The organism is Mesorhizobium sp. CNPSo 4661, assembly GCF_057784215.1.
In genome coordinates, this window is sequence record NZ_JBWGIO010000014.1 from 204,128 (window position 1) to 231,052 (window position 26,925).

Genomic DNA, 26,925 nt, shown 5'->3' on the forward strand with positions numbered 1-26,925 from the left:
TCACGCTCCCTTCCTGTAGGAGGACATCGCCATGTATTTTTCCGCCACCGGCCAGTTGGCGGCGCGCGAGGCTTCCTGCATGCATTCGATAAGCGCGGCACCCTCGGTCGGCTGGCGATGCGCCTTCATGTCGCCGTCGCGATAGGCGTTGATGAAGCGGAATTCGAGCGGGTCCATGCCGATCAGTCGCGCCAGCTTGTCCATCTGCACTTCCAGCGCGAAGTCGCCGATGGTGACGCCGAAGCCGCGCATGGCCGACGAAGGGGTGCGGTTGGTGTAGACGCAATAGGTGTCGATCCAGACATTCGGGATCGTGTAGGGACCGGGATAGTGCGCCGCACCCTTCTGCGCGCCATAGGGCGAGTGGCGCGAATAGGCGCCGGCATCGGTGTAGCCGGTCACCTTGCGCGCGACGATGCGGCCGTCCTTCATGACGCCGTCCTTGATGACGACTTTTTCGGCCGCGCGCGGCGAGGAGATCTGCATCTCCTCCTTGCGGCTGTAGATGAAGGAAACCGGGCGTCCGGTTAGCTTGGCGCCGAGAATGGCGATCGGCTCGACGATGACGTCGACCTTGCCGCCGAAGCCGCCGCCGACGGTGCCGCCGACGAAATGCAGCTTGGAGCCCGGCATCTGCAGGATGATCGAGGCATTGTCGAGCGTGAAGAACATCGCCTGCGTATTGGTGTAGCAGGTGAAGCGGTCATTGCCTTCAGGCGCCACCACGCAGCCGGTGGTTTCCGTCGGCGCGTGCTCGATCGGCGAGGACTGGTAGGACTGTTCGAGGATGTGGTCGGCCTGGGCAAAGCCCGCCTCGACATCGCCGAAGCGCACCTTGCGGCATTCACCGCTGTCGTAGAGATAATAGTTCTGGCCGTGATATTCGTTGACCAGAGGCGCGCCAGGCTTCAGCGCCTCCTCCATGTCGAAGACGGCGGGCAGCACCTCATAGTCGACCTTGACCTTGGCGGCGGCTTCCTGCGCCGCGCGCTCGGTCTCGGCCAGCACCGCCACCACGGCCTCGCCCTTCCAGCGCACCTTGCCGTCGGCAAGCACGGTCTCGTCCTCGGGACCGACCTGGATCAGGATCAGGATGGTGTAGACATTGTGCGGCACGTCCCTGGCGGTCAGCACGCGCACGACGCCCGGATGCTTTTCCGCTTCCGACGTGTCGATCGAGTGGATGCGGGCGTGGTGGTGCGGGCTGCGCACCATCTTCAGATGCAGCATGCCGGGGAAGTTGCGGTCGGCGAAATAGGCTGTCTTGCCGGTGACATGTCCCGGTGAATCGAGCCGCGGACGACCCTGGCCGATCTCATGCAGGCCGTCCTTGCGGACATCGGCGAAATAATCCTTGCGCAGTTCCATGGCTGTTCCTCAGGCGGCGTTCTGCGAGTTGGCGCGCGCGGCGATGAGCACCGCCTGGATGATCGGCTCGTAGCCGGTGCAGCGGCAAATGTTGCCGGACAGCGCCTCGACGACATCCTCGCGGCTGGGGTTCGGCGTACGGTCGAGCAGCACCTTCGCCGCCATGATCATGCCCGGCGTGCAGAAGCCGCATTGCGTGGCGAAGGCATCGAGGAAGGCGCGCTGCAGCGGATGCAGCACACCGCCTTCGGCGAGGCCGGCCGTCGTCTTGATGTCGGCTCCGCCGCAGGTCTCGGCCAGCGTCAGGCAGGAGAGCCGCAACTCGCCGTCGATGATGACCGAGCAGGCGCCGCAGGTGCCCTGATGGCAGCCGCCCTTGGGCGAGGTGTCGCCGATCTTGTCGCGCAGCGCATGGAGCAGCGTCGTGCCGCTTTCGACGAACTCGGCTTTCTCGGAGCCATTGAGTGTGAATTGGACAGGTACCTTCGCCATTTTTCCTCCCTGCGCGCCTGCCCGGATAACCGGACAGACGCGCGTCCCCCACGGATTAATTCGACAAGAGCCGGCCGAGGTGGACCGGCAGGACTTCGGCGCGATACCAGGCGCTGGCGATCGGGTCGGTGATCGGCGCGATGCCTTCGCTCGCGGCGGCCAGCGCCGGTGCGATTTCCTGCGGCGTGAGCTTGCAGCCGAGCAGCGCCTTCTCCGCTCCCTTGGCCCGTATCGGCCTATCGGCCATGCAGCCCAGCGCGATGCGCGCGGCAGTCACCGTGCCGTCAGCTGTGCGTTGCAGAAGCGCTGCGATGCTCAGCACCGAGACCCCCTTCGGCTTGACGCGCGACACTTTCATGAAGCGGAAGCTTTCCGCCTTGGGCAATGAGAAACCGACAGCCGTGACGATGGCGCGGCTGGTGTCGCGGCCGGCCAAAAAAGTTTCGATCGGCAGTTCGCCGTCCTCGGTGACGACGGCCGCATCCATCGCCAGCAGCGCCACCGCGAAATCGCCATAGGGAGCGGGGGCAAACAGATTGCCGCCGACGGTCGCCATGTTGCGGATCGCAGGTCCGCCGACGGCGCGCGCGGCCGGCGCGAGCGCGGCGAGCTCTGGGTGGCGGGCAATTGCCGCCATGGTGACCGAAGCGCCGAGCCGGACTTTTCCGCCGGAGACCGCGATCTGCGAGAGGCCGGGATCGTCGACGCGGATCAGGCTGGAGACGAAAACGTCACCTTCATTGGCCGCGCGGATGACGAGTGTGCCGCCGCCAAGATAGCGGGTGCCCGACACCTGCAGCGCGGTGTTGGCGTCTTTCACGCTCGAAAAGGTCCGTAGCGCAAGCGACATGGCGGGCCCCCGTCAGCTCTGGCCGGAGAAATGCGCCTTCAGGGCGTTTAAACCGCCCTGGAAGACGTTGGCGCCCATGCCCTCGGCCAGCTTGTCGGCTTCCTCGGGCGCGGCGTCGAAGCTTGCGCTCCATTCGGCATAGGTGCGGTTGCCGTCGGTCACGCGGCGCAATTGCAGCGTCGCCTTGTGGTTGGTCAGCGGCTGCGGCGTCTCGAGGATCGAGTAGCTGACCAGGAAGTTCTCATCGGAGAAGTCCAGCAGCTTCTCGCGCAGCTTTGCGCCGCTGACCAGCGTGAAGTTGCGCACGCAGCCGATCGTGGTGGCGTCCTTGCCGTCCTCGATATGGCTTTCCACCATGCGCGGATGCCAGCCCGGCAGGCCGTTGAAGTCGCGGATGCGCGCCCAGACCTGCTCGACCGGCGCGTCGATGACGCTGGAAATGGTGACTTTCGCCATAGGCTGGTTCCCTTGCAAAGATCGGGAGAAGGCTAGGGCGGCCGATGAGCCGACGCTTATCAATGCGTCTTGAGCGCGTATCAACCAGTCGGAAAAAGTGGCGACGGATCAGCCTTGAAAAGGCGCCTCAGGATATCGCCCTTGCGGCTTCGCGGTAGAGCGTCGGCGGCACGCCGACATGGTCGCGGAAGAAGCGCGAGAAATTGCCCTGGGTGGTGAAGCCGAGATTGCAGGCGACCGAGATCAGCGGTGCCTCGGACCACTGCAACTGGCGCACGGCTTCCTCCATGCGCAGCGTGTTCCAGTAGACGTTCGGCGTCAGGTTGGTCTGTTCCTTGAAGAGCGCGAAAAAGTGCGGCCGGGAGAGGCCGACCGAGCGGGCGACGTCGTCGAAGGAGATGCGCTCGCAGACATTGGCCCTCATCAACTGGATCGCCTTGCGGACGCGGAAATCGAGCATCGTGTTGATGCGCGCGCGGGCTATCTGCGGAGCGGATATGTCCGCCGCGTCGAGCACTGAGTCGATGAAACGCTCGATCTCGTAATTGGCGACGTCGTCGATGCTTTCATTGTCGGTCAGGTGATCGAGCAGGTTCGCCGCCGCCTGATGCAGCCATGGCTCCAGTGTGATCGCGGCTTGCGTGAAGAGCGGCGTCGACGACGGCAGGTCGCGGCGCCGGCGCGCCCAATCGGGGTCGATGTAGAAGGCGAGGAACAGTCCGGGCCTGCCATCATGCGATAGCGCGTGGCTGTGCGGCTGGAACGAATTGATACCGGCCGCGGTGCCCGGCCCAAGCCGCACCGTCTCGCGGCCGATGGTCATTTCACCTGCCGTGCCTTCCAGCCAGATGATGAGATGTGCCTCGCCATGGGCATGGGTGACGAAGTCGTTGGCGACATTCAGCACGGAAACATGTCCGAACCGGCCCCAATAGAGCCTGATCGCGTCCGTCATGGGTAACGCTCCTCCCGCGGGCGACTGGCCTCCCTTCGCCTGCCCAAGGATAGTGCGGCCGGGGTGCGGTCGCGTCAAGGCAGGCAGGCGCGGCGGACCTTGCGTTCAAAGCGCCCGGACGTATTTTCAGACTGAGCGATAGGGCGGCATCCCCCTTCTCCCCTTGGGGACAAGGGGACGCCGGCTCAGTCGCTGCGGCGGAAATTGCGGATACGGTCGAACAGCACCGCCAGGATGATCGCGCCGCCGATGAAGGTGCCTTGCCAGAAGGCGTTGATGCCGAGCAGGCCGAGGCTGTTGCGGATCACCTCGATCAGCGCGGCGCCGACGATGGCGCCGATCGCGGTGCCGACGCCGCCTGCGAGATTGGCGCCGCCGATGACGGTGGCGGCAATCACCTGCAGCTCCATGCCGTTGCCGAGATTGGTGGTGACGGCGCCGAGCCATCCGGTCTGGATGATGCCGGCAAGCCCTGCCGACAGCGCCGAGATCATGTAGACGGCGACCTTGATCTGCTTGACGGGAACGCCGGTCAGCGTCGCCGCGTGCTCATTGCCGCCGATGGCGAAGATATGCCGGCCGAATTTGGTCCAGCGCAGGATGAAGCCGGTGATCAGCGCCAGGACGATCATGTAGAGCACCGGGTTGGCGATGCCGAACAGCCAGGCGCCGCCGCCCAGCGCCAGAAGTTTCTGGTGATCGGGCCCGAACTGGAACACCACCGTGTTGTTGGACGCGACCATGGCCAAGCTGCGCGCCACCGACAGCATGCCGAGCGTGACCACGAAAGGTGGAAAGCCGAGATAGGCGATGAGCATGCCGTTGAAGGCGCCGACGACCAGCGCGGTGGCGATCGAGGCCAGGATGCCCACTTCGATCGAATAGCCGGCATGCATGGTGACGGCTAGCACCATCGAGGAAAGGCAGAGCACCGAGCCAACCGACAGATCGATCCCGCCGGTGATGATGACGAAGGTCATGCCGAGCGCCACGATAGCGGTGAAGGTGACGTTGCGCGTGATGTTGAAGAGGTTCTTCGACGTGGCGAAGGAATCGGTCGCGACGGACAGGAACAGGCAGGCGAGGACGACCGCGATCACCACCCAGAAGGTCTGGTTGGAGAAGAGCCGCGACAGGAAGGTGTGCTGCTTCTGCGCGATCGTCTGGTCAAGGGTGACTGCCATTATCGACCTTTCCTGAGGCGTTGGACGCCCGATGCACGCGACTACGCAACCTGTTCGATGGCGCCGGTGATCAGCCCGGTGACTTCCTCGGGCGAGCTCGATGCGATTTTCTTGTCGGCCACCTTGCGGCCGCGTCGCATGACGATGACGCGATCGGCGACGTCGAACACATCGGGCATGCGGTGGCTGATCAGCACCACCGCGATGCCCTGGTCGCGCAGGTGGCGGATGAGGTTCAGCACTTCGGCGACCTGCCGGACCGAGATCGCCGCGGTCGGCTCATCCATCAGCACGATCTTGGCCTGCGACAGCATGGTGCGGGCAATCGCCACCGCCTGGCGCTGGCCGCCCGACATCTGCTTGACGAGATCGCGCGGCCGCGTCTCGGACTTCAGCTCGGCGAAGAGCTGTCCGGCGCGCTTGTACATGGCGCCATAGTCGAGGATGCGGAATGGTCCCAGGCCCTTGCGCAACTCACGGCCGAGATAGACGTTGGCCGCGGCCGTCAGGTTGTTGCAGAGCGCGAGGTCCTGGTGGACGATCTCGATGCCGTGCTGGCGCGCATCGGCGGGCTTGTGCATGACAAGCTCCTTGCCCTCCAGCTGCATGGTGCCGTGGCTCGGGCGGAAATTGCCGGCGATCATCTTGACCAGCGTCGACTTGCCGGCGCCGTTGTCGCCCATCAGGCCGACGACCTCGCCGGCTTCCAGCGAGAACGAGACGTCGTTGACCGCCTGGATGGCGCCGAAATGCTTCGAGATGTTGGCGAGATCGAGAACCGACACCAGCCTTATGCCTCCCCACTTGTTGCACAGCTATCGCCGGCCCGGCCGGCGCCGCTTGCGTCCTGCCCCGTCCATCTCCTCCCGAACGGCGCATTCACGCATTTAGGCGAAAGCGGACGAGGGCGTCAATCAATTGTCAGACGATTAATTTCGAGACTCGACAAAAAATCTGTTTTGTAGGACAAATAGGAATTGACGCTGGCGAAAAGCCGATATTAGCTAAGTCTCGGAGGAAGACCTTGCCCATCGTCCGTCTATCCGGCGGAGGCGGGCAAATGGTTTGAAGATCAAGGATCCGGCTGCGCCGGTATTCGGGCAAACGGATCGGCAAATGCTTATCAGCACGGCCCAGGACGCGAGCGTCAGAAAGTGCTCGCCGTGGTTCCTGCGCATCCGGGCTGATCAGTGTGGCGGGCACGCGGTGTCCGTCTGTTTCAAGGGAGGACTGATATGAGGAAAACACTTTTGCTCGCCGCCGTCGCCGCCATGGCGTTGGGCGCCGGGCCGGCTTTGGCCAAGAAACAGCTCGTCATCGTCGTGAAGGGTCTCGACAATCCGTTCTTCGAAGCCATCCATCAGGGCTGCGAGAAGTGGAACAAGGAAAACGCCAGCTCGGAATATGAGTGCTTCTACACCGGTCCGGCATCGACCTCGGATGAAGCCGGCGAAGCGCAGATCGTGCAGGACATGCTGAGCAAGCCAGACACGGCGGCGATGGCGATCTCGCCGTCGAACGCGCCGCTGATCGCGCAGACGATCAAGAGCGCCAATCCGTCGATCCCGATCATGACCGTCGACGCCGACCTTGCCAAGGGAGACGCAGCCCTTCGCAAGACCTATCTCGGCACCGACAACTACCTGATGGGCAAGAAGATCGGCGAGTACATCAAGAAGGCCAAGCCGAATGGCGGCACGATCTGCACCATCGAGGGCAATCCGGCGGCCGACAACATCCTGCGCCGCGCGCAAGGCATGCGCGATGCGCTGTCGGGCAAGGAGGGCCTTGCGGCACTTGCCGGCGAAGGCGGCTGGACCGAGGTCGCCGGTTGCCCGGTGTTCACCAATGACGACGGCGCCAAGGGCGTGCAGGCGATGACCGACATCCTCGCCGCCAATCCGAAGCTCGACGCCTTCGGCATCATGGGCGGCTGGCCGCTGTTCGGCGCCCCGCAGCCCTATCGCGACCTGTTCAAGCCGATGGCCGACAAGATCGCCAAGAACGATTTCGTCATCGGCGCCGCCGACACGATCGGCGACGAGGTGGCGATCGCCAAGGAAGGCCTGGTGACCGCGCTGGTCGGCCAGCGGCCGTTCGAAATGGGCTACAAGGCGCCTTCGGTGATGCTCGACCTCGTCGGCAACAAGAAGGTCGACGATCCGGTCTTCACCGGCCTTGACGAATGCACCAAGGAAACAGCCGACACCTGCATCCAGAAGTAGGCGCCGCTGCATCCGAAACCATCGAAAAGGAGGGGGCGCCCACAAGGCGCCCCCGATTTCTTTCAACGCCAGCTTGTCCTGTCGACAGGGCAGGGCGCGCTTGCCGCTCCTTTGTTTACGCAATTCCGGCCGGAAGGCTACGGCGAAGGCGCCGAGCCCAACCGCTACGCGCTTTTCCTGGAATTGCTCGTCAGATCTTCTGCTTCACGCCGTCCTTCGAAGGCATCAGGTCGACGCCGTTGAGCTTGCCGATATGGGTTGCGAGCATCGGCACATACTGCTCGGCGGGGCCGGTGGCGAAGGCGGTCGCAAAGGAATTCTTGGTGGCGTTGCCGAGCGGGTTGGCGATACCGGCCGCGCCCGCCATCGATTCCAGATAGGTCAGGTCCTTGAAGGCATTGGCGATGCTGAACTTGTGGGCGTCGCGGTCGCCCTCCAGCGTCCAGCGCATGAAGGTCTGGTAGAAGCCGCAATCCATGCGGCCGTTGCGGATGACGCTGTCGAAGCGCGGCGGCGAGATGCCGACTTTCTCGGCCAGAGCCAGCGCCTCGGAATAGATGGCGGCATAGCCCAGCGAGATGAAGTTGTTGAGCAGCTTCATGCGGTGGCCGTCGCCGGTGTCGCCGATATGGACGATGCGGCCGGCCCAGGTCTCGATCACCGGCTTCAGCCTGGCGAACACCGCGTCCGGCGCGCCGACCATGGCGTCGAGCGTGCCTTCCCAGGCCTCCTTCGGCGTGCGGCTGAGCGGCGCATCGACATAGTCGACACCGAGCGCCTTGAGCTCGGCGGCGAGCGCCACGGTCGAGACCGGATCGGAGGTCGAGCAATCGACGACGACCGAGCCTTGTTTCAGGCCCTCTTTCAGTCCGCCGGGACCGCGGATGATCACCTCCACCTCGCGCGAGCCGGTGACGCAGATGAAGACGATGTCGGAGGCAGCCGCCACTTCCTTGGACGTGGCCACCTCCCTGGCGCCGCGCCCCAAAAGGTCTTCCGCCGGCTTGCGGTTCTTGCGGCCGAGAAAGGTCAGCGGATAGCCCTGGTCGACGATGTTCTTGGCGATGCCGTGCCCCATCAGGCCAAGGCCGATGAAACCGATGTTCTCGCGGGCAGCGGTGGTGCTCATGTCGTCTCTTCCCTGTCTTTCGTGGTGACGGTCGCCCGCGCCCGGGCGATTGCCGAGAAGGTTTCCGCGGATCGCGGTGGCGGGCGATTGCGGAATACCATATTGTCTGACAATACACATAATTTCCGAGCATTGTGGAGAGCAAAATGACGAAGCGGATCATGTTCACCGGCGGCAGCGGCAAGGCTGGCCGGCATGTCGTCGAGTATCTGGTCGAACACGGCTGCCAGGTGCTCAACATCGACACCAAGCCGCTCGACAATCCGAAGGTGCGCACGCTGATCACCGACATCACCGACAGCGGCCAGGTCTTCAACGCGCTGTCGAGCTATGCGGGGCTGCATGAGTTCGACCCATCGCTGCGGGCGCAGCCGGTGGACGCAGTGGTGCATTTTGCCGCCATCCCGCGCATCATGATCACGCCCGACAACGAGGTGTTCCGCATCAACGCGATGGGCACCTACAATGTCATCGAGGCGGCGGTGAAGCTCGGCATCCGCAAGGTCATCATCGCCTCCTCGGAGACGACCTACGGCCTGGTCTTCGCCAACGAGCCGCGCAATCCGACGCATTTCCCGCTCGACGAGGACTATGACGTCGACCCGATGGATTCTTACGCGCTGTCGAAGATCGTCAACGAGAAGACGGCGCGGGCCTTCGCGCTGCGCAGCGGCTTCGACATCTATGCGCTGCGCATCGGCAACGTCATCGAGCCGCATGAATATTCACTGTTCCCGAAATGGTTCGCCGATCCCGGCTTCCGCAAGCGCATCGCCTGGAGCTACATCGATGCGCGCGATCTCGGCCAGATCACCTTGCGCGCCATCGAGAAGGATGGGCTGGGCTACCAGGTGTTCAACGCGGCCAATGACGACACCTCTTCGGACCTGCCGACAGCGGAGCTGTTGAAGCGCTTTTATCCAGGCGTGCCGGTCAAGGTGGAGCTTGGCGAATATGAGACGCTGCTTTCGAACCGCAAGGCGCGGGATGTGCTTGGCTTCCGGCCCGAGCACAGCTGGCGCAAATACGTCAAAACGGCGTGAGGCGGCGGCAAATGCCTGTTGATCTGTGCACATCTTCGCGGGTTACCGCAAAGCGGGCCTGCCGTGCTTGACAGCTTCTGAAAACGGGATTTTCTGGGCTATATGCGGGACGCGAAGCCGAACAACGAAAAGAAGCCGACGAAGGCCGTAGCCGCGGAGCGTCCGGCCGGCGTTCGACGGGCCAATGCGCCGCGCATGCCGGGCGCCAGCGTGCATACGTCCTTGGCCAGCGAAATTGGTCTTCGGATCGTGCGCGGCGACTATCCGCCGGGCACTATCCTGCCCAATGAAGCGAAATGGTCGGAGACCTTCGATGTCAGCCGCTCGGCGGTGCGCGAGGCGATCAAGATGCTGATGGCGAAGAGCCTGCTGGCCTCCCGGCCGAAGATTGGCAGCTGGGTCGAGCCGAAGGAACGCTGGAACCTGCTCGACCGTGACGTGCTGTCCTGGTACGCGACGTCTCCAGACCGCGAGGTTTTCCTCAAGACTGTGCAGGAGTTCCGCCATATCATCGAGCCGGAGGCAACGGCCTTCGCGGCGCTGCGGCGCACCGAGGAGCAGATGGCCGAGATCAGCCAGGCCTGCCGCGAGATGGGGGAGGCGACCAACCTGCAGGAGCGGACCCGGGCCGACACGCGTTTTCACCTCGCCATCCTCAGGGCTTCGGGCAACGACCTCTTGGTGCCGCTCGGCGTCCTGATCGAATCCGCCTTCGACCATCTCTTCACCTACACGACGCGCGAACTGGACGATCTGCAGCACGCCCAGAAGCTGCACGAGGCGATCGAGCGGAACATCCGCCTGAAGCGGCCCGATGCGGCGCGCAACGCGGTCCGCAAGCTGCTGGCGAATACCGACGAAGTCATTCAGTCTCGTTAAGGTCTTGTACTGGGCCAGTTCTCCAGCACAGAAACTTTGACCGCTGCCCATGCGTGCGTTGGCAGATCCCATGCCTTGGCGGTTGGCCGAGACGCGCCTATCGCGGTCGTCATCCACGGGCGGAGCAAGGAGCGAAGCGACGCGCGCAGACCCGAGGATCCATGCCTTGACTTGGAAGCGCCGCGGCGGTCCAGAATTCTGCACCGTTGTACACTTCGGTCGAGGTAACGGCATGGATTCTAGGGTCTACGCTTCGCTTCGCGTAGCTCCGCCCTAGAATGACGAGATTTGGGGGTCTTCAGCTCATCGCCAGCGTTTGCGCTGACTACCCCAACGGACGTTGATAGCCTTGCCCGACAAGTCTGCAATCCCTGTGTTGAGGAACTGGTGCTAGCCGCTCCCAGCAACCCTCATCCCTGCTTCTCGCGGCCGAAGGCGGCGCGGAGTTCGTCCTTCGCTTTTTCCAGCACCTTCTTGCGCTCTTCGGGCAGGTTCTTGCCGGCCCGGTTGATGTAGAAATTCAACATCGACATGGCGGACTGGAACGGCTCGGCCTTGCGGCGGTCGCTGTGCTCGGCCGAACGTTTCAGTGATGCGGCGATCTTCCTGGCGTCGTCGGATTCGAAGACGTGGTCTTCGAGGTCCATCGCGTTGCTGTGTTCGGTCACGTCAGCTGACCATTTTTTCGTAGCGGTCATGGCGAACTCCTTCCATCAGGCAAACTCCGTGAGGCGAGGCGGGTTCCCGGTTCTGGAGCCACCGATTTGCCGGTCGTGGCGCTGCTCGGTCCGGGAAATGCGCCGATAGTGCGGTTCAAACGCGCGATCTCGAAGAAATCGCGCACAGGAGACGCCGTGACGACAGTTCCAGCAAACGCGGCAAACAGCGCCGGCGTCGACAGTGTCTATGCATGGACGCGGCTAGCCGTCTCCCTGCTGCTGGCCACGATCGGCGGCGTCGGCACCTGGGCGGTGGTCGTGGTCCTGCCCGCGGTGCAGGCCGAATTCGGCGTCGACCGCGCCGCCGCCTCGATGCCCTATACCGCGACCATGGTGGGGTTTGCCGCCGGCAACGCGCTGATCGGGCGCGCCATCGACCGCTTTGGGTACTGGATACCGGCACTTGCCGCTTCGCTCGCGCTTGGCGCGGGTTTTCTGTTGGCGTCGCTCGCCAATTCCATCCTGGGCGTCACGCTTGCTCAAGGCCTGCTGATCGGCGTCGGCTGTTCGGCGATCTTCGGGCCGCTGATCGCCGACGTCTCGCACTGGTTCAGCCGCCGCCGTGGCGTCGCGGTGACGGTGGCGGCGTCAGGTAATTACATTGCCGGGGCGGTCTGGCCGACGATCATGCCTTACGTGATGCAAGGCCATGGCTGGCGCTTCACCTATGCGGCGATCGGCGTCGTCTGCCTCGTCACCATGGTGCCGCTGGTCTTGCTGTTGCGCCGACGCGCGCCACATGAAGGGACTTCCGGCGCGCCGCGCGGCCGGCCGGTGCAGCCGATCTCGCTGTCGCCTGCGCAATTGCAGGTCCTGCTGGTGATTGCCGGCTTTGGCTGCTGCATGGCGATGTCGATGCCTCAGGTGCATATCGTCGCCTATTGCATGGACCTCGGCTACGGCGTCGCGCATGGCGCCGACATGCTGTCGATCATGCTGGCGGCCGGCGTCGTCAGCCGCATCGGCTCCGGCTTCCTCGCCGACCGCATCGGCGCGGTGAAGACGCTGCTGATCGGCTCGGCGCTGCAGTGCCTGTCGCTGCTGTTCTACATCCCCTTCGACGGGCTTGCCTCGCTCTATGTCGTCTCGCTGGTCTTCGGCCTGTCGCAAGGCGGGATCGTGCCTTGCTATGCCATCATCGTGCGCGACTATATGCCGGCAAAAGAGGCCGGCCAGCGCGTCGGCATCGTGCTTATGGCGACGATCTTCGGCATGGCGGTGGGCGGCTGGATGTCGGGCTGGATCTACGACCTCACCGGTTCCTACGCCGCCGCCTTCCTGAACGGGATCGGTTGGAACCTCGTCAACCTCGGAGCCATCGTGCTTTTGATGTGGAAAGCCAACCGACGCGCTGCCGCGATCGCCTGACGTATCGATAGGCCTGGCGCCGAAGTCGGGTTGCTTGACAATGGTCGGCGCATGCGCGACCCCAATCGGCAATGCTGACTTGGTGGGCTGACTTGGTGGCGCGATGACACGGACGCCGATCCTGATGGTGCGGCCGCGCGTGGCAGACGGGGGGACAAGGCGTTGACCAAGCCGCGTTCCCGTCGTGGCGGCGGCCGTCCGACCATTGCCGATGTGGCGCGCAAGGCCGGTGTCGGCGCGATCACGGTGTCGCGCGCGCTGCGTGAGCCCGGGCGGGTGTCGGAGGATCTGCGACGGCAGATACAGGCCGCGATCGACGAACTCGGCTACGTGCCCGACCCGAATGCCCGCGCGCTTGCCTCGGCGCGGGCGGAGGTGTTCGGCGTGCTGGTGCCTTCGCTGACAAACAACGTCTTCGCCGAAGTGGTGCGCGGCATCTATGACAGCCTTACCGACAGCCCGTTCCGCATCCAGATCGGCAACACCCATTATTCGGGCCTCGAGGAAGAGCGGCTGTTGCAGGTTTTCGGATTGCAACGCCCGGCGGCGCTGATCGTGGCCGGCATCGACCAGACGCTTGGCGCGAGACGCCTGCTGGAGAATGCCGGCTGTCCGGTGGTGCAGGTGATGGAAACCGGGCCGGACCCGATCGACATGATGGTTGGCTTCTCGCATTTCGACGGCGGCAAGACGGCCGCCGAGCACCTTCTGCAAGCCGGATATCGCAAGATCGGCTTTATCGGCGCGCGGATGGATCCGCGTTCGCAACGGCGGCTTGCCGGCTATTGCGCCGCCATGGAGGCCGCCGGGGAGTTCGATGCGCGGCTGATCACCACGACGCCCGTGCCGTCAAGCGTGTCGCTGGGGCGCGAGTTGTTCCGCGACGCGCTGGCCAAGATGCCGACGCTGGATGGCGTATTCTGCAACAATGACGATATCGCGCTCGGCGTTCTGTTCGAATGCCATCGCGCGTCGCTCGACGTGCCGAAGCAGATCGGAATTGTCGGCTTCAACGATCTCGACATGATGCAGGTGTCGTTTCCCTCGATCACCAGCGTGCGCACGCACCGCTATGAAATCGGCACCCGCGCCGTCGCCATGGCGCTGGCGGCGATAGCCGGAAACCGGCCGGACCGGCGGATCGTCGACCTCGGTTTCGAGCTGATGCGGCGCGAGAGCACCCAGCGCTGACAACACGGAAAATCGGGCTCTGAATAACACGGAAAAATGACGAAGGCGGCGCTTTACAGCCTCGTATGGTAGCGCTACCATTTGTCTGTAAAATCAACATCCGGCGGGGATCTGCTTTGTTTATTATACATAAGCAACAGCCAATGCTTGTTTTTTATGTATAATATGATAGTTCTCTAAATTGCCGGGAGTGTTGAGGGGGAGAGGAGGATCAGGGCGACGCGCTCGTCCCGTGAGGGCGTTTGGCCGCGCGGAGGATGCCAGCCTGTAGCGCCAGGATTCATTACAAGCAGAACTGCAACTGGGAGGAATATCGATGATCAAGTCACTCGTTGGCGGCGTCATTGCCGCCACTGCATTCGTCATGCTGGGTTCGTCGGCGATCGCCGGACCTGAAGTGGTCAAGGGACCCGCGGCCGAGCCGGATTGCTTCGCGCCCTGGGCGGCCGACACGCAGTTTTTCAAGTTTCCGAAGAAAGACGGTCCTTACCGTATCGCGCTTGCCAACGGCTACATCGCCAACACCTGGCGCATCCAGATGATCCAGACGGCCAAGGCCTATGCGGCGCAACCCGATGTCGCCAAGAAGCTCAAGGAATTCAAGGTCGTGTCGACCGGTGAGGATGTGCCGGCGCAGATCTCGGCGATCAACAACTTCATCGATTCCGGCTTCGACGCAATCGTCGTCAACGCCCAGAATCCAACCGCCTTCGGGCCGGTCATCAAGCGCGCCAAGGAAGCCGGCGTCGTCCTCGTCGCCTTCGACAACATCCTCGACACCAAGGACGCCATCAACGTCAATGTCGACCAGAAGGGCCTCGGCGAGCTCTGGGGCAAATGGCTGGTCGCGCACGTGCCGAACGGCGGCAAGGTGCTCGAGGTCCGCGGCGTTGCCGGCACCTCCGTCGACACCGACCGCCACAACGGCATCCACGAGGTGCTCGATGGATCGGGCAAGAAGTGGAACGTCACCGAGGTCGTCGGCAAGTGGGATGACGGCGTGGCGCAAAAGGCCACGGCCGATGCGATCGCTACCAGCGGGCCTTTCGACGGCATAACCGGGCAAGGCGGCGATACCGGCATCGTGCAGGCGATGATCGACGCCAAGCATCCATTCGTGCCATTCGGCGGCGAGACCGAGAATGGCTTCCGCAAATTCTGTGCCGCGCATGCGGGCGACGGGCTGAAATGCTCGTCCGCCGGCACCGGTCCGGCCCAGGTGGCGGTCGCCATCAAGACAGCGATCTCCGCGCTCGAAGGCAATGTCGTGCCGCAGTCGGTCAAGCTGCCTTTGGCAATCGTCGAGGATCCGAACTTCAAGGCTGGCCAGGATTATTTCCCCGACCAGTCCGACAACTTCTTCGTCGGCAACTCCTTCCCGACCTGCGGCATCAATTTCACCGCGCAGGAAATCATGGGCCAGACCAAGGAAAACAAATAGTCTGACTGGACGGTGTCGCGGCGAGCCCGCGGCACCGTCTCCTATCGCCAAATCGAAACCGGCCGGGGAGGGCTGATGGACGGCGCGGCTCCGCTCTTCCGCATGGAGGGCATATCCAAGCGCTATGGCGGCGTGCGGGCCTTGGAAAAGGCCGACCTGACGGTGACCGCCGGCGACATCCACGCCATTCTCGGTGAGAACGGCGCCGGCAAGTCGACGCTGATCAAGGTCATGGCAGGCGTCGTGGCGCCCGACGAAGGCACGATGACGCTCGATGGGCGCGCGGTGAGTTTCGCTTCGCCGGCCGCGGCCAATCAGGCCGGCATCGTTTGCATCTTCCAGGAACTGTCGCTCATTCCCGAATTGAGCGTCGCCGACAACATCGTCATTTCCGACCCACCGAAACGCTTCGGCATGATCGACCGCAAGGCGCAGAGGCGCATCGCCGAACAGGCGCTGGCGCGTGCCGGCGCTTCCGACATCCATCCGCGCGCCCTGGTCAAGGACCTGCCGCTGTCGCGCCGGCAGATGGTGGAGATCGCCAAGGCGCTGGCCCGCAAGCCGCGCATCCTGATCCTCGACGAAGCGACCTCGGCGCTGACCGCGGCGGATGTCGCCAAGGTCTTCGAGGTGTTGAAGCGGCTACGCTCGGAAGGGCTGGCGCTGCTCTACATCTCGCACCGCATGAACGAGATCGCGGAACTCGCCGACCATTGCACGGTGTTCCGCAACGGCCGCAACGTCGCCAGCTACGCCGCTGGCTCGAAGAGCGACAATGAGGTGGTCGAGCTGATGATCGGCCGCGAGTACAGCCATATCTTTCCGCCGAAACCCGCTGTCGCTCCGACCGCGACGCCTGTACTCGAAGCGCGCAACCTCTCCTGGGCAGACCGGCTCGACAACATCTCGCTGAGTGTCAGGGCAGCGGAAGTCGTGGGCCTCGGTGGTCTCGACGGGCAGGGGCAGCGGGAATTGCTGCTCGCCTTTTTCGGCGTGCTGCGTGGCCTTTCAGGCGAGATCCTGATCGACGGTAAACCTGTTTCGATCGCCAGCCCGACCGCGGCCAGCCATGACCGCATCGGCATGGCGCTGATCCCCGAGGATCGCAAGACCGAAGGGCTGATGCTGCCGATGACGGTGCGCGAGAACCTGTCCTTCGCAGCGCTCGACAGGTTGTCGAAAGCAGGCATCATCGACCGCGCCGCCGAGCAGCGGCTGATCGACGACATGGTCGGGCTGCTCGCCATCAAGACGGCGGGCCTCGACATTCCTGTCGGCGCGCTGTCCGGCGGCAATCAGCAGAAGGTGGTCATCGCCAAATGGCTGATGCGGCAGCCGCGCATCATCCTGCTCAACGATCCGACGCGCGGCATCGATGTCGGCACCAAGCAGGAGCTCTACCAATTGATGCGCAAGCTGGCGGATGCCGGCGCCGCGATCCTGTTCTATTCGACCGACTATGACGAACTGATCGGCTGCTGCGACCGCGTGCTGGTGCTCTATGACGGCGCGGTCAAGCGCGAGCTGGTCGGCGACGCGATCACCGAGCACTCGCTGATCGCCAGCGCGCTCAACATCCATGACGATGATACCCGCATCGGGCTGGGAGGGAAGGCGTGAAGGACTGGCGCTACTTAATGGCCGAGCAGCGCGGGACGCTTTTAGCCTTCGGCATCTTCATCGTCATGTTCGCCATCTACAGCGCGAACCATCCAGCCGGCTTCACGGCCAATGTCGTGCAGACGGCCGCCAACAAGGGCGTGTTGCTCGCTTTCGTCGCCATGGCGCAGACATTGGTGGTGATCACCGCCGGCATCGACCTGTCGGTCGGCATGATCTTCACGCTGACCAACTGCATGGCTTCCTGGCTGGTGGTCGGCACCGGTCTCGAAACCGCCTTCGGCGCGTTGGCGGTGCTCGGCACCGGGCTCGCCTGCGGGGCGGTCAACGGCGCCATCGTCATCTACGGCCGATTGCAGCCGATCGTCGCCACCATCGCCACGGGCGCCGTCTTTTTCGGTCTGGCGCTGCTTTTGCGTCCGGTTCCCGGCGGCTCGGTCAACGAGGACCTTGCAGATTTCCTGACCGGGCGTTTCTTCGGCGTGGTGCCGGCAAGCCTCGTGGCGCTGCTCGTCGTCGTGCTTGTCGTCTGGGTGCCCTTCAGCCGCTCCGAACTCGGGCGCGCCGCTTATGCGGCGGGCTCGTCGGAGACCGCGGCTTACATGTCCGGCGTGCCGATCCGCAGGGGCAAGTTTCTTGCCTACACGCTTGCCGGCCTGCTGGCGTCGATCGGCGGCCTGTTCCTGACCTTCTTCACCTATACGGGGGAGGCGGCCTATGCCAGCGGCAACGCCTATACGTTGTTTTCGATCGCCGCCGTCGTGCTTGGCGGCGTCTCGCTGTTCGGCGGCAAGGGTAGCGCCATCGGCGCGATCTTCGGCGCGCTCGCCTTCCGCACCATCGGCGACCTCTTGTTCGTCTTCGATTTCGATCCGCTCTGGCAGCCGCTGTTCCAGGGCGTTATCCTGTTGATCGCGGTCAGCCTCGGCGCCTTCGCGCTGTTTCGGGTGCGCAACCGGCTGGAGTGGTTCCTGTGAGCGAGACGACGCTTGGCGGCATTGCCGGCCGCATGCCCAAGTTTCTGCGACGAGCCGATCCGGCTGTCGTCACCGCCTTTGCCTGCATCGTGCTGCTGCTTTTCCTCGGCAGCCTCTATTCGCGCAGCTTCCTATCGCCTGAATATCTGCTGCAGCAGTTGAAGGTCGCATCCTTCCTCGGCGTCATCGCCACCGGGATGATGCTGGTCATCCTGCTCGGCCAGATCGACCTCTCCGTGCCATGGGCTGTGGCGGCAGGCGCCATGATGGCCTGCGCGGCGGCCGCCTACGGGTCGGTCGGCATTGCTCTCGCCATCCCCTTCGGCGTCCTGTGCGGCGTGGCGATCGGCATCGTCAACGGCATCGGTGTCGCCTATCTGCGCATCCCCTCGATGATCATAACTCTGGCTACCAACGCGGTCGCGCAAGGGCTGATGGTGGTCTACACGGGCGGCTTCTCGCCACAGGATTCGGCGACTGCGGCTATGCGCTATCTGGCGACCGGCTTCACCATTCCGGGCGTTCCCAATGCCGTCATCATCTGGGCGCTGATCGGCGCCGCGATGGTCTTCGTGCTGACCCGCACCAGCTTCGGCCGCGCCGTCTACGGCATCGGCAACCGCGAGCGCGCCGCCTACCTTTCCGGCATCGACACGCGCCGCATCGTGATGATCGCTTTCGCCGTCTCCGGCGGCCTGTCGGCCTTTGGCGGCGTGCTTCTGGCCGGCTACGCGTCCAAGGCGGCGCAATCCATGGGCGATGCCTATCTGCTGCCGTCGATCGCCGCCGTCGTGCTTGGCGGCACGTCGATCCTGGGCGGGCGCGGCTCCTATCTGGGCACCGTGGCCGGCGTGATCCTGATCACGCTCCTGCAATCGATCCTCTCGGTCATGCAGATGCCGGAAGCGGGGCGGCAGATCATCTATGGCGTCGTCATCGTCGCCATGCTGCTGCTCTACGGGCGCGCGCCGGCTAGCCGCTGACCGTGGATGAGGCCAGCGCAAGACCGCGGACCCCGGAGCTTCGCATGAACGATCTTCGGACGGCGCCGGCCATTGTCGTGATGGGTGTTGCGGGTTGCGGCAAGACGGCCGTCGGCGAGGCGCTCGCCAAGGCTCTCGGCGCCGACTTCATCGAAGGAGACCGGCTGCATCCGCCGGAGAACGTGGCGCGCATGGCGCGCGGCGAGCCGCTGACGGACGCGCTGCGCGAGGGCTGGCTCGACGCCATAGGCGAGCGTATCGCGACCTCGGTTGCCGGCAAACGGAAAGCGGTGGCGGCGTGCTCGGCGCTGAAGCGCGCCTATCGCGACCGGCTGAGCCGCTTCTGCCCGGACACAGTCTTCCTCTATCTGAAGATCGATCGCGAGACCGCCTGGCGGCGCGTCGCCAATCGCAAGGGCCATTTCATGCCCGCAAGCCTGGTTGACAGCCAGTTCGCCACGCTGGAAGAGCCGGCGGCCGACGAACGGGCCGTGACGGTCGACGGAACGCGAAGTGTTGCCCAGATTCTGAAAGGGATCGTGAGTTAATGCATGTCGCGCAAAAGTGACCTCGGTTTTGCGGCAACGACATGCATCAAACAAAGGACCTAAAGCGCGTCGCCTGAAAATCCGTTTCAGCGCGCCGCGCTTTAGGGCAGCAGCCCCGGGCGCTTCAGGCGCCGTCATTGCCGATCGCGGCCTCGGTTGGCCGCTCGGTCAGCCGCGTGGCGCTCGACCAGGCCATCATCTGCTCCGGACAGAGTTTGAGCGTTTCCAGCATATGGTCGCGCTTCGACAGGATGTATCGCGCCTGGACTGCGAGGTTCTTCGCGGTGGTGTCCCTTGCCGGCGCCGCCGTCATCTGTGGACCCGCGCTCAGCACGTTGACGATCGCCCGATACTGGCGAAAGGGCACTGTCTCGATGGTCGCCATATGAAATAGCGCCGCACCCGCGCGCGCGGCGAAGTTTGCCGGCGCCGAGGCAAGGTGGGTCCAGCCGCGTTCGCCCATGGCGGCCTCGGTGAAGGCGGAGCCGGCATAGACGGTGTTGGTCATCAGCACCACGCCGTTTGCCTTCAGGGTCTTCTGGATGCGCGTGGTGACCTGATAGGCGTCGGTGCGCTCAAAGACGATCCGGCTTTTCAGGAAGCGGTTCTCGACCTTGACCAGCGGCGGGTTGATCACGCGCAGGCCGAAAGTGCTGGGGGAGAAGCCGTGGTACTGCGCGCTTACCTGATGGGCATCGACACCGGCTTCATGCAGGGCGCGCTTGCCGATGATCGTCTGCGCCGCGAACTGGTCGCACCATATGATGGCGCCGCGACCGTTGCGCAAGGCCCCTTGCAGGGCCTCGAGGCCTTCCAGCCTGATCGCCGGCGACCAACGCCAGCCGGCGACGAGATGCGCCGCAAGCACCAGCCGTCGGGTATGAAGAGCGGCAAGCTGTGCTTCGAACATGCTTTTCGTGTCGACGGCATCGCCGAGCACGGCCTTCACCGCGACGTCGTAACGGGCAAAATCCTTGCGAAAGTGGCGCTTGCGCCTGAACCCGGACGCCCAGCCGCAGATGGGGCCCCACCAGGAGACCGGCAGCGTCGCGGCCACGCCGAGATAGAAACAGGACAACAGGCTTTCGCGCAGGTCCTGATTGGAGAAGCGACGCAGCTTTCCGGGGCGGACAATCTTGCGGCTGAAGAAACGAACAGACTCATTGCGCTCCGGCACCGGAACATCGGCAATGATCTCGGTGTGATAGATGTCGCTCGACGATGGCTGCCGGTTGGCTTTGCGGGAATTGCCGAGCCAAGGCAGCCTCATGCGTCAGAGCCCCGTTTCATCCTCAGCCGCTTTACTGCGTAGAGAGCGGGCAAGCAACCGATTGAGCTGCTGTCAGGACCGGGTCGCTTCAAATCTGCGAGGTGAGTTCCGCCGGAAAATCGTCGTTGTCGGCGTCGCGCATAGCGGCGAGGCTTCGGTTGTCGAGCACCTCGGCGATCGCCTGGCGCACTTCCAGCATCATGTGGCGAACCTGGCACGTGGCCTCGTCGCAATCCTCGCAGCGCTGGTATTGCGTGCGGCTGGCGCATGGGATCGGCGCCAGCGGGCCGTCGAGCACGCGCACGACATGGCCGATCTTGATCTCGGAAGCAGGCCGGGCGAGGCGATAGCCGCCTTCCTTGCCCTTGCGGCTCTGGACGAAACCGGCATTGCGCAACTCGCCCAGGATCGCATCCAGGAATTTCTTCGGGATGTTGTTGGCGACGGCGATGTCGTTGACGAATGCAAGCTGGCCAGCTGGCAGGCTGGAAAGATGCACGAGGGCCTTGAGGCCGTATTTGCCTTTTTTGGTCAGCATGCCCGATTCAGTTCATCAAACCCCAATGGGCCTGCATCTGGCGGTTGTTTGTGTGCAAATCATGACAGTTTGACCGTCTAACGCCGCCTGGCCCAATAATTTGCCAGGCAGCTTAGGCACAAACGCGTTGATTCTTCGTAACGTTTTTCACGTTGGGTCGGGATTTCCCCTGCGAACTCATGCGACCCGCTTACAACAAGAAAGCGGCAAAGCCGGCTTCCCTGCTCTTCCTGATTGTGCAGCTTTTTCAGCGGCTGCCATAGGCCTGATCGAGCAGCCCGCCCGCGGCGAAATGCTCCTTCTGCACCTTGTCCCAGCCGCCGAACACGTCCTCTACCGTCAGCAGCCTGACGTCCGGAAAGTCGGCCTTGTGCTTGGCGGCGACCGTCGCGTCGCGTACCCGCAAGCCGTTCCGGGCCGCAATCTCCTGGCCGTCGGCCGTGTAGAGGAAGTCGAGATAGGACTTGGCGAGATCGCGGCTGCCATGCTCGTCGGCGACCTTGTCGACGACCGCTACGGGGAACTCGGCCAGCAGGCTGACCGAAGGCGTGACCTGCTCGAACTTGTCGTCGCCATACTCCTTGCGGATGCCGCGCGTCTCCGACTCGAAGGTGATCAACACGTCACCGATCTCACGCTGGACGAAAGTGGTGGTGGCGGCACGGCCGCCAGTGTCGAAGATCGGCACGTTGTTGAAGAGCTTGGTGATGAACTCCTTCACCTTGGCATCGTCGCCCTTGAAGGCTTCCTTGGCGTAGGCGGTGGCGGCGAGATAGGTGTAGCGCGCATTGCCGGATGTCTTCGGGTTTGGGAAAATCACCTGCACGTCGTCCCGTACCAGATCGTTCCAGTCCTTGATGTGCTTGGGATTGCCCGCGCGGACAAGGAACGAAGGCAGCGAATAAAAGGGCGAGGCGTTGTCCGGGAAATCCTTCTGCCAGTCGGCCGAGACCAAGCCCTTCTTGACCAGGAAATCGACGTCGGTGACCTGGTTGAAAGTGACGACATCGGCGCCAAGACCTTCGGCGATGGCGCGCGCCTGCGCCGAGGTGCCGGCATGCGACTGATCGATGGTGACGCCGGGGCGCTTGGCGATGAAGGCCTTGTTGATGTCGACGAACAGCTCGCGGCCGACGTCATAGGAGGCATTCAAAAGCTTGTCGGCCGACCAGGCTTGGGAGGACGCGAGGACGAGGCCGGCAAAAGCCGCGAGGCCGAGCAATAGACGCTTCATGAAAAGGGACTCCTTGGAAATGGGTCGAAGCTATGCCGCGACCATAGTCGGGAAAGCCCGGTCCGACGAGGCATGCGCCCAGAGAGGCGAGCGAGGGTTTGGAAAATATCTCGTCGAAACAGCGCTTTGCTAGGATTTTCTTCCAAGCAGATTCATGGATGGCGCCAGGCTGGGGCGCCGGAGCCGGCGTCAGGGTGATAGACAGATCAGGACGTGGGAAAAAGCTTCCAGCGTCGTGGCCTGAAAGCCACCCGGCTCTTCTGCGCGGCGGGATGGTCGACAGGCAGCTCGATTTCGACGCGCTGGCGCTCGCCGCCGATCTCGAGCTCAACCCTTCTGGTGCCGGCGACGCGGCGGCTGGCGGCAACAGTGCCGGCGATGCAGCCGCTGCAGCCGTCGAGCAGATCGACGTCATGCGGGCGGAAGTGGAGCACCGCCTCGCCGGACGGCGCATGCGGCGCCTGGAGGCCGATCGGCCGGTCAGCGATCCACACCTCGCCGTTCTCGACCCGGACCGGCAGCGAGCTGGACTCGCCGATGAAGGAGTAGACGAAGGGCGAGTTCGGCGTGTCGTAGATATCGTCGGCGGTGCCGACCTGCTCGATGCGGCCCTGGCTCATGACCACGACGCGGTCGGCGAGCTCCAACGCTTCTTCCTGGTCGTGCGTAACGAACACGGTCGTGTGGCCGGTGCGGTCATGGATCTCGCGCAGCCAACGGCGCAACTCGCGGCGAACCTGCGCGTCGAGCGCGCCGAACGGTTCGTCGAGCAGAAGCACCTTCGGCTCGATCGCCATGGCGCGGGCCAAAGCCACGCGCTGGCGCTGGCCGCCGGAAAGCTGCGCCGGATAGCGCTTTTCCAGCCCCGACAGCTGGACGAGGTCGAGCAGCTCCAGCGCGCGGCGGCGGATTTCCTGCCCCGACGGCCTTGCGGCGCCGTGCCGGACCTTTAGGCCGAAGCCGATATTGTCGGCGACCGTCATATGGCGGAACAGCGCGTAATGCTGAAAGACGAAGCCGACATTGCGCTCCTGGATCGACTTCTGCGAAGCGTCTTCGTCGCCGAAGAAGATCGCGCCCTTGGTCGGCCGCTCCAACCCGGCGATCAGGCGAAGCAGCGTCGTCTTGCCGGAGCCCGACGGGCCGAGCAGCGCGATGAGCTCGCCGGACTTGATGTCGAGCGACACGTCGTGGAGCGCCGGAAACCGCTCAAACTCCTTGCGCACGTTGACGACGCGAACTTCCATACAATTCCCTCGGTTCGTTCATGCTGCCGTTATTCCCAAAACGCCAGGCATTCGGGCGACAGCTATTTCTTCAGTGTCCGCGCGTCGCGGCGATCTCGGCGCCGTAGCGCATCTCGAGAAGCGTTTTCAAGACCAGCGTCACCAACGCCAGGCCGGCGAGCAGCGAAGCGACGGCAAAAGCGCCGACGGCGTTGTACTCGTTGTAGAGGATCTCGACATGCAATGGCATGGTGTTGGTGAGGCCGCGTATGTGGCCTGACACGACCGAGACCGCGCCGAACTCGCCCATGGCGCGTGCGTTGCAGAGCAGCACGCCGTAGAGCAGCCCCCATTTGACGTTGGGCAGCGTCACATACCAGAAAGCCTGCCAGCCGCTGGCACCGAGCGAAAGTGCTGCCTCTTCGTCGCCATTGCCCTGTTCCTGCATCAACGGGATGAGCTCGCGCGCGACGAAGGGGAAGGTGACGAAAATGGTTGCCAGAACGATGCCGGGCACGGCGAACAGGATCTGGATGCCATGCGCCTTCAACCAGGCACCGAGCAGCCCTTGCGCGCCGAACAGAAGCACATAGACCAGGCCCGAGATGACCGGCGAGACCGAGAAGGGCAGGTCGATCAGCGTGGTCAGGAAGGCCTTGCCCTTGAACTCGAACTTGGCGATGGCCCAGGCGGCCGAAAGGCCGAAGACGAGATTGAGCGGAACCGAGATCGCCGCCACCAGCAAGGTCAGCCGGATGGCGGAGCGCGTGTCGGCATCGCTGAGCGATTGGAAATAGGCGCCGACGCCCTTGGCGAAAGCCTCCTTGAACACGATGATCAGCGGCAAAAGCAGGAAGATGCCGAGAAAGACGAGCGTGACAACCGTCAGCGTGATGCGGACGGGGCGGCTTTCCGTGACCGCGGCCGAGCGGCTCTCGTGGTGCGGCTCGTAGGATTTGATCTCGGGATCAGCCATAGCGCTTGCGGCTCCATGTCTGCACGAGGTTGATGACCAAGAGCATCGCAAAGGACAGCGCCAGCATGATCGCGGCGATCGCGGTTGCGGCCGGGTAGTTGTATTCCTCCAGCCGGATGACGATCAGAAGCGGCGCGATCTCGGATTTGTAGGGCAGGTTGCCGGCGATGAAGATGACCGAGCCGTATTCTCCAACGCCACGCGCGAAGGCGAGCGAGAAGCCGGTGATGATGGCTGGTGCAAGACCGGGCAGAAGCACACGGCTGATGATCTGGAAGCGGCTGGCGCCAAGCGTCGCCGCTGCTTCCTCGACCTCCTTGTCGATCTCTTCCATGATCGGCTGGACGGTGCGCACGACGAAGGGCAGGCCGATGAACACCAGGGCCACGACGATGCCGAGCGGGGTGTAGGCGACCTTGAGGCCGAGAGGCATCAGCAATTTGCCGAGCCAGCCGGTCGGCGCATAGAGCGTGGTCAACGCGATGCCGGCGACCGCGGTGGGCAGCGCGAAGGGCAGATCGACCATGGCATCGACGATACGCCGGCCGGGGAAACGGTAGCGGACCAGCACCCAGGCGACGAGCGTCCCGAAAACGACATTGACTGCCGCGGCTATGAAAGCCGTGCCGAAGCTGATCTTGAGCGCCGTGAGGGTGCGCCGGTCGGTGGCCAAAGCCCAGAAATCGGTCCAGCCGAGCGCGGCCGAGCGCCAGATCAGCCCGGAGAGCGGGATGAGGATGATGAGCGTGAGGTAGGCAAGCGAGAAGCCGAGCGTCAGTCCGAAACCCGGAATGACACTCGGCTGCCTGAATCGCCACCCCGCGTGAGCGGGTGCTGTGGTCATGCTGTTCTGGATCGTCCCTTCTTACTCAACCAGATTGCAGTCGCCAGTCTTTGAGGCTCGGCCTCTCACTGGGCCGGCTTGTAGATCTGGTCGAATATACCACCGTCACCGAAATGGTAAGGCTGCGCTTTCTTCCAGCCGCCGAATTGCGGGTCGTCGATGGTGACCAGCTTGATCTCAGGCAGCTTGGCGAGGTCCTCGGCCGGAACCAGTTCGGGCTTGGCCGGGCGATAGTGGTTCTTGGCGATGATGGTCTGGCCCTCCTTCGAATAGAGATAGGAAAGATAGGCTTCGGCCACCTTGCGCGTGCCCTTGGCGTCGACATTGGCGTCGACGATGGCGACCGGCGGCTCGGCCAGGATCGAGGTCGGCGGGTAGACGATGTCGAAATTGTCGGCGCCGAATTCGTCGAGGGCCAGATAGGCGTCGTTCTCCCAAGCGATGAGCACGTCGCCCAGGCCCTTCTGGGCGAAGGTGACGGTCGAGCCGCGGGCGCCGCTGTCGAGCACCGGGGCATTGGCATAGAGCTTGCCGACGAATTCCTTCGTCTTGGCCTCGTCATTGCCGTCATGCGCATTGGCGTAGGCCCAGGCCGCCAGATAGTTCCAGCGCGCGCCGCCCGAGGTCTTCGGGTTCGGCGTGATCACCTGGACGCCGTCCTTCACCAGATCGCCCCAGTCGTGGATACCCTTGGGATTGCCCTTGCGCACCAGGAAGATGATGGTCGAGGTGTAAGGCGCTGAATTGTTTTCGAATTTCTTGCGCCAGTCGGGATTGATCTTCTTCGACTTCGAGACGATGGCGTTGATATCGCCTTCGAGCGCCAGCGTCACGACATCGGCGTCGAGGCCATCGATCACCGCGCGGGCCTGGGCGCCGGATCCGCCATGCGACTGCTGGATAGTGACCGTCTCGCCGGTCTCGGCCTTCCAGTGCGCGGCGAAGGCCTCGTCATAGGCTTTGTAAAGCTCACGTGTCGGATCGTAGGACACGTTCAGGATGGTGGTGTCGGCAAATGCGAAACCGAGCGTGCCGAACTGGACAGATGTGGCGACCAGCGCGCCGAGCAGTTTCCTGAAATGAGGTTTGGTCATTCCCGCCTCCGTTGAACTGCTGCGAACTCTACCGAGTTTATAGAAATTAGATGCATTGAATGTTGCCTTTTTCACCTCCTCGAAGCAATTTTTCGCCGGATGTCCGCCGATCGAAGAAATATCTTCCTCAAACTGGCGAGCCGATGAGTCCTCGCCAGCCGGCCTAATTAGAGCGGGATGGGATTACCACCGGTCATATCCAGAGTTTGCGAAGTAGTTTGAGCACTCGATCGGTGTGACACCGTTGAGGATCTGTCCGATCGCCTGGCAGACGGTTTCGACCGTGCGACTTGCGGCCTTTCTGAGCCAGTGCTT

General features: G+C 63.7%; 26 protein-coding genes. 10 read left to right on the forward strand and 16 right to left on the reverse strand.

Annotated features, from left to right (window positions below):
• From AC0YKC_RS22315 to AC0YKC_RS22345, 7 genes are all read right to left on the reverse strand, one after another.
• Positions 1-1,368, reverse strand: coding sequence for a xanthine dehydrogenase family protein molybdopterin-binding subunit (locus tag AC0YKC_RS22315; protein ID WP_488512581.1), 1,368 nt, complete (start codon positions 1,366-1,368; stop codon positions 1-3).
• A gap of 9 nt (positions 1,369-1,377) precedes the next feature.
• A complete protein-coding gene (locus AC0YKC_RS22320; RefSeq protein ID WP_488512582.1) occupies positions 1,378-1,860 on the reverse strand; it encodes a (2Fe-2S)-binding protein in 483 nt (160 codons plus the stop codon).
• Positions 1,861-1,915: 55 nt separating this feature from the next.
• Positions 1,916-2,710, reverse strand: coding sequence for an FAD binding domain-containing protein (locus tag AC0YKC_RS22325; RefSeq protein ID WP_488512583.1), 795 nt, complete (start codon positions 2,708-2,710; stop codon positions 1,916-1,918).
• A 12-nt stretch (positions 2,711-2,722) separates the two neighbouring features.
• Positions 2,723-3,166 (reverse strand): SRPBCC family protein, encoded by a 444-nt coding sequence (locus AC0YKC_RS22330; protein ID WP_488512585.1) that lies wholly within the window; start codon positions 3,164-3,166, stop codon positions 2,723-2,725.
• Positions 3,167-3,293: 127 nt separating this feature from the next.
• Entirely contained in the window at positions 3,294-4,121 is an 828-nt protein-coding gene (locus AC0YKC_RS22335; protein ID WP_488512586.1) for a helix-turn-helix domain-containing protein, read from the reverse strand.
• A 185-nt stretch (positions 4,122-4,306) separates the two neighbouring features.
• Positions 4,307-5,305 carry an ABC transporter permease gene (locus AC0YKC_RS22340; RefSeq protein ID WP_320297056.1) on the reverse strand — a complete coding sequence of 333 codons (999 nt, stop codon included), beginning with the start codon at positions 5,303-5,305 and terminating at the stop codon, positions 4,307-4,309.
• A gap of 41 nt (positions 5,306-5,346) precedes the next feature.
• Positions 5,347-6,090 carry an ATP-binding cassette domain-containing protein gene (locus AC0YKC_RS22345; protein ID WP_320297055.1) on the reverse strand — a complete coding sequence of 248 codons (744 nt, stop codon included), beginning with the start codon at positions 6,088-6,090 and terminating at the stop codon, positions 5,347-5,349.
• A gap of 450 nt (positions 6,091-6,540) precedes the next feature.
• Between AC0YKC_RS22345 and AC0YKC_RS22350 the strand changes: the two genes are divergently transcribed.
• Positions 6,541-7,530, forward strand: a complete 990-nt coding sequence (locus AC0YKC_RS22350) for a sugar-binding protein (RefSeq protein ID WP_320297054.1) — start codon at positions 6,541-6,543, stop codon at positions 7,528-7,530.
• Between the two features lie 190 nt (positions 7,531-7,720).
• Here the strand turns inward: AC0YKC_RS22350 and AC0YKC_RS22355 are convergent, their stop codons facing one another.
• Positions 7,721-8,659, reverse strand: a complete 939-nt coding sequence (locus AC0YKC_RS22355; RefSeq protein WP_488512587.1) for an NAD(P)-dependent oxidoreductase — start codon at positions 8,657-8,659, stop codon at positions 7,721-7,723.
• A gap of 146 nt (positions 8,660-8,805) precedes the next feature.
• Here AC0YKC_RS22355 and AC0YKC_RS22360 point away from each other — a divergent pair, with 146 nt between their 5' ends.
• Both AC0YKC_RS22360 and AC0YKC_RS22365 read left to right on the forward strand, forming a co-directional pair.
• On the forward strand, positions 8,806-9,702 hold the full coding sequence (locus AC0YKC_RS22360) for an NAD-dependent epimerase/dehydratase family protein (RefSeq protein ID WP_488512588.1): 897 nt from the start codon (positions 8,806-8,808) through the stop codon (positions 9,700-9,702).
• 102 nt (positions 9,703-9,804) lie between these two features.
• The gene (locus AC0YKC_RS22365; protein ID WP_320297051.1) at positions 9,805-10,581 is read left to right on the forward strand and encodes a FadR/GntR family transcriptional regulator; all 777 of its coding nucleotides are present in this window, start codon (positions 9,805-9,807) and stop codon (positions 10,579-10,581) included.
• A gap of 410 nt (positions 10,582-10,991) precedes the next feature.
• Here the strand turns inward: AC0YKC_RS22365 and AC0YKC_RS22370 are convergent, their stop codons facing one another.
• Positions 10,992-11,279, reverse strand: a complete 288-nt coding sequence (locus AC0YKC_RS22370) for a DUF3175 domain-containing protein (protein WP_434723420.1) — start codon at positions 11,277-11,279, stop codon at positions 10,992-10,994.
• Positions 11,280-11,435: 156 nt separating this feature from the next.
• On the opposite strand from AC0YKC_RS22370, the gene AC0YKC_RS22375 reads away from it, so the two are divergent.
• The 7 genes from AC0YKC_RS22375 (at position 11,436) to AC0YKC_RS22405 (ending at position 19,428) form a co-directional block, all read left to right on the forward strand.
• A complete protein-coding gene (locus AC0YKC_RS22375) occupies positions 11,436-12,668 on the forward strand; it encodes an MFS transporter (protein WP_488512589.1) in 1,233 nt (410 codons plus the stop codon).
• A 162-nt stretch (positions 12,669-12,830) separates the two neighbouring features.
• Positions 12,831-13,859 (forward strand): HTH-type transcriptional regulator GntR, encoded by a 1,029-nt coding sequence (gntR, locus tag AC0YKC_RS22380; RefSeq protein ID WP_488512590.1) that lies wholly within the window; start codon positions 12,831-12,833, stop codon positions 13,857-13,859.
• A gap of 316 nt (positions 13,860-14,175) precedes the next feature.
• Entirely contained in the window at positions 14,176-15,300 is a 1,125-nt protein-coding gene (locus tag AC0YKC_RS22385; RefSeq protein ID WP_320297047.1) for a sugar ABC transporter substrate-binding protein, read from the forward strand.
• 75 nt (positions 15,301-15,375) lie between these two features.
• On the forward strand, positions 15,376-16,920 hold the full coding sequence (locus AC0YKC_RS22390) for a sugar ABC transporter ATP-binding protein (RefSeq protein WP_488512591.1): 1,545 nt from the start codon (positions 15,376-15,378) through the stop codon (positions 16,918-16,920).
• Positions 16,917-17,897, forward strand: coding sequence for an ABC transporter permease (locus AC0YKC_RS22395; RefSeq protein ID WP_488512592.1), 981 nt, complete (start codon positions 16,917-16,919; stop codon positions 17,895-17,897). Before AC0YKC_RS22390 ends, AC0YKC_RS22395 begins: the two co-directional genes overlap by 4 nt.
• On the forward strand, positions 17,894-18,880 hold the full coding sequence (locus AC0YKC_RS22400; RefSeq protein ID WP_320297044.1) for an ABC transporter permease: 987 nt from the start codon (positions 17,894-17,896) through the stop codon (positions 18,878-18,880). The genes AC0YKC_RS22395 and AC0YKC_RS22400 overlap by 4 nt, the downstream gene beginning before the upstream one ends.
• Positions 18,881-18,924: 44 nt before the next feature.
• A complete protein-coding gene (locus tag AC0YKC_RS22405; RefSeq protein ID WP_488512594.1) occupies positions 18,925-19,428 on the forward strand; it encodes a gluconokinase in 504 nt (167 codons plus the stop codon).
• 124 nt (positions 19,429-19,552) lie between these two features.
• On the opposite strand, the gene AC0YKC_RS22410 is transcribed toward AC0YKC_RS22405, so the two are convergent.
• The 7 genes from AC0YKC_RS22410 to AC0YKC_RS22440 form a co-directional block, all read right to left on the reverse strand.
• Positions 19,553-20,698, reverse strand: a complete 1,146-nt coding sequence (locus tag AC0YKC_RS22410; RefSeq protein ID WP_488512595.1) for a hypothetical protein — start codon at positions 20,696-20,698, stop codon at positions 19,553-19,555.
• 88 nt (positions 20,699-20,786) lie between these two features.
• Entirely contained in the window at positions 20,787-21,236 is a 450-nt protein-coding gene (locus AC0YKC_RS22415) for an RrF2 family transcriptional regulator (RefSeq protein ID WP_027167615.1), read from the reverse strand.
• 247 nt (positions 21,237-21,483) lie between these two features.
• On the reverse strand, positions 21,484-22,470 hold the full coding sequence (locus tag AC0YKC_RS22420) for a sulfate ABC transporter substrate-binding protein (RefSeq protein ID WP_488512596.1): 987 nt from the start codon (positions 22,468-22,470) through the stop codon (positions 21,484-21,486).
• A gap of 206 nt (positions 22,471-22,676) precedes the next feature.
• Positions 22,677-23,717, reverse strand: coding sequence for a sulfate/molybdate ABC transporter ATP-binding protein (locus tag AC0YKC_RS22425; RefSeq protein ID WP_320297040.1), 1,041 nt, complete (start codon positions 23,715-23,717; stop codon positions 22,677-22,679).
• A gap of 70 nt (positions 23,718-23,787) precedes the next feature.
• Positions 23,788-24,672: a sulfate ABC transporter permease subunit CysW gene (gene cysW / locus AC0YKC_RS22430; RefSeq protein ID WP_488512597.1), complete on the reverse strand. Its 885-nt coding sequence runs from the start codon at positions 24,670-24,672 to the stop codon at positions 23,788-23,790.
• Complete coding sequence (cysT, locus tag AC0YKC_RS22435) at positions 24,665-25,516, reverse strand: sulfate ABC transporter permease subunit CysT (protein ID WP_320297038.1); 852 nt, start codon at positions 25,514-25,516, stop codon at positions 24,665-24,667. The genes cysW and cysT overlap by 8 nt, the downstream gene beginning before the upstream one ends.
• A 65-nt stretch (positions 25,517-25,581) precedes the next feature.
• Positions 25,582-26,610: a sulfate ABC transporter substrate-binding protein gene (locus AC0YKC_RS22440; RefSeq protein WP_320297037.1), complete on the reverse strand. Its 1,029-nt coding sequence runs from the start codon at positions 26,608-26,610 to the stop codon at positions 25,582-25,584.
• Positions 26,611-26,925 lie beyond the last annotated feature (315 nt).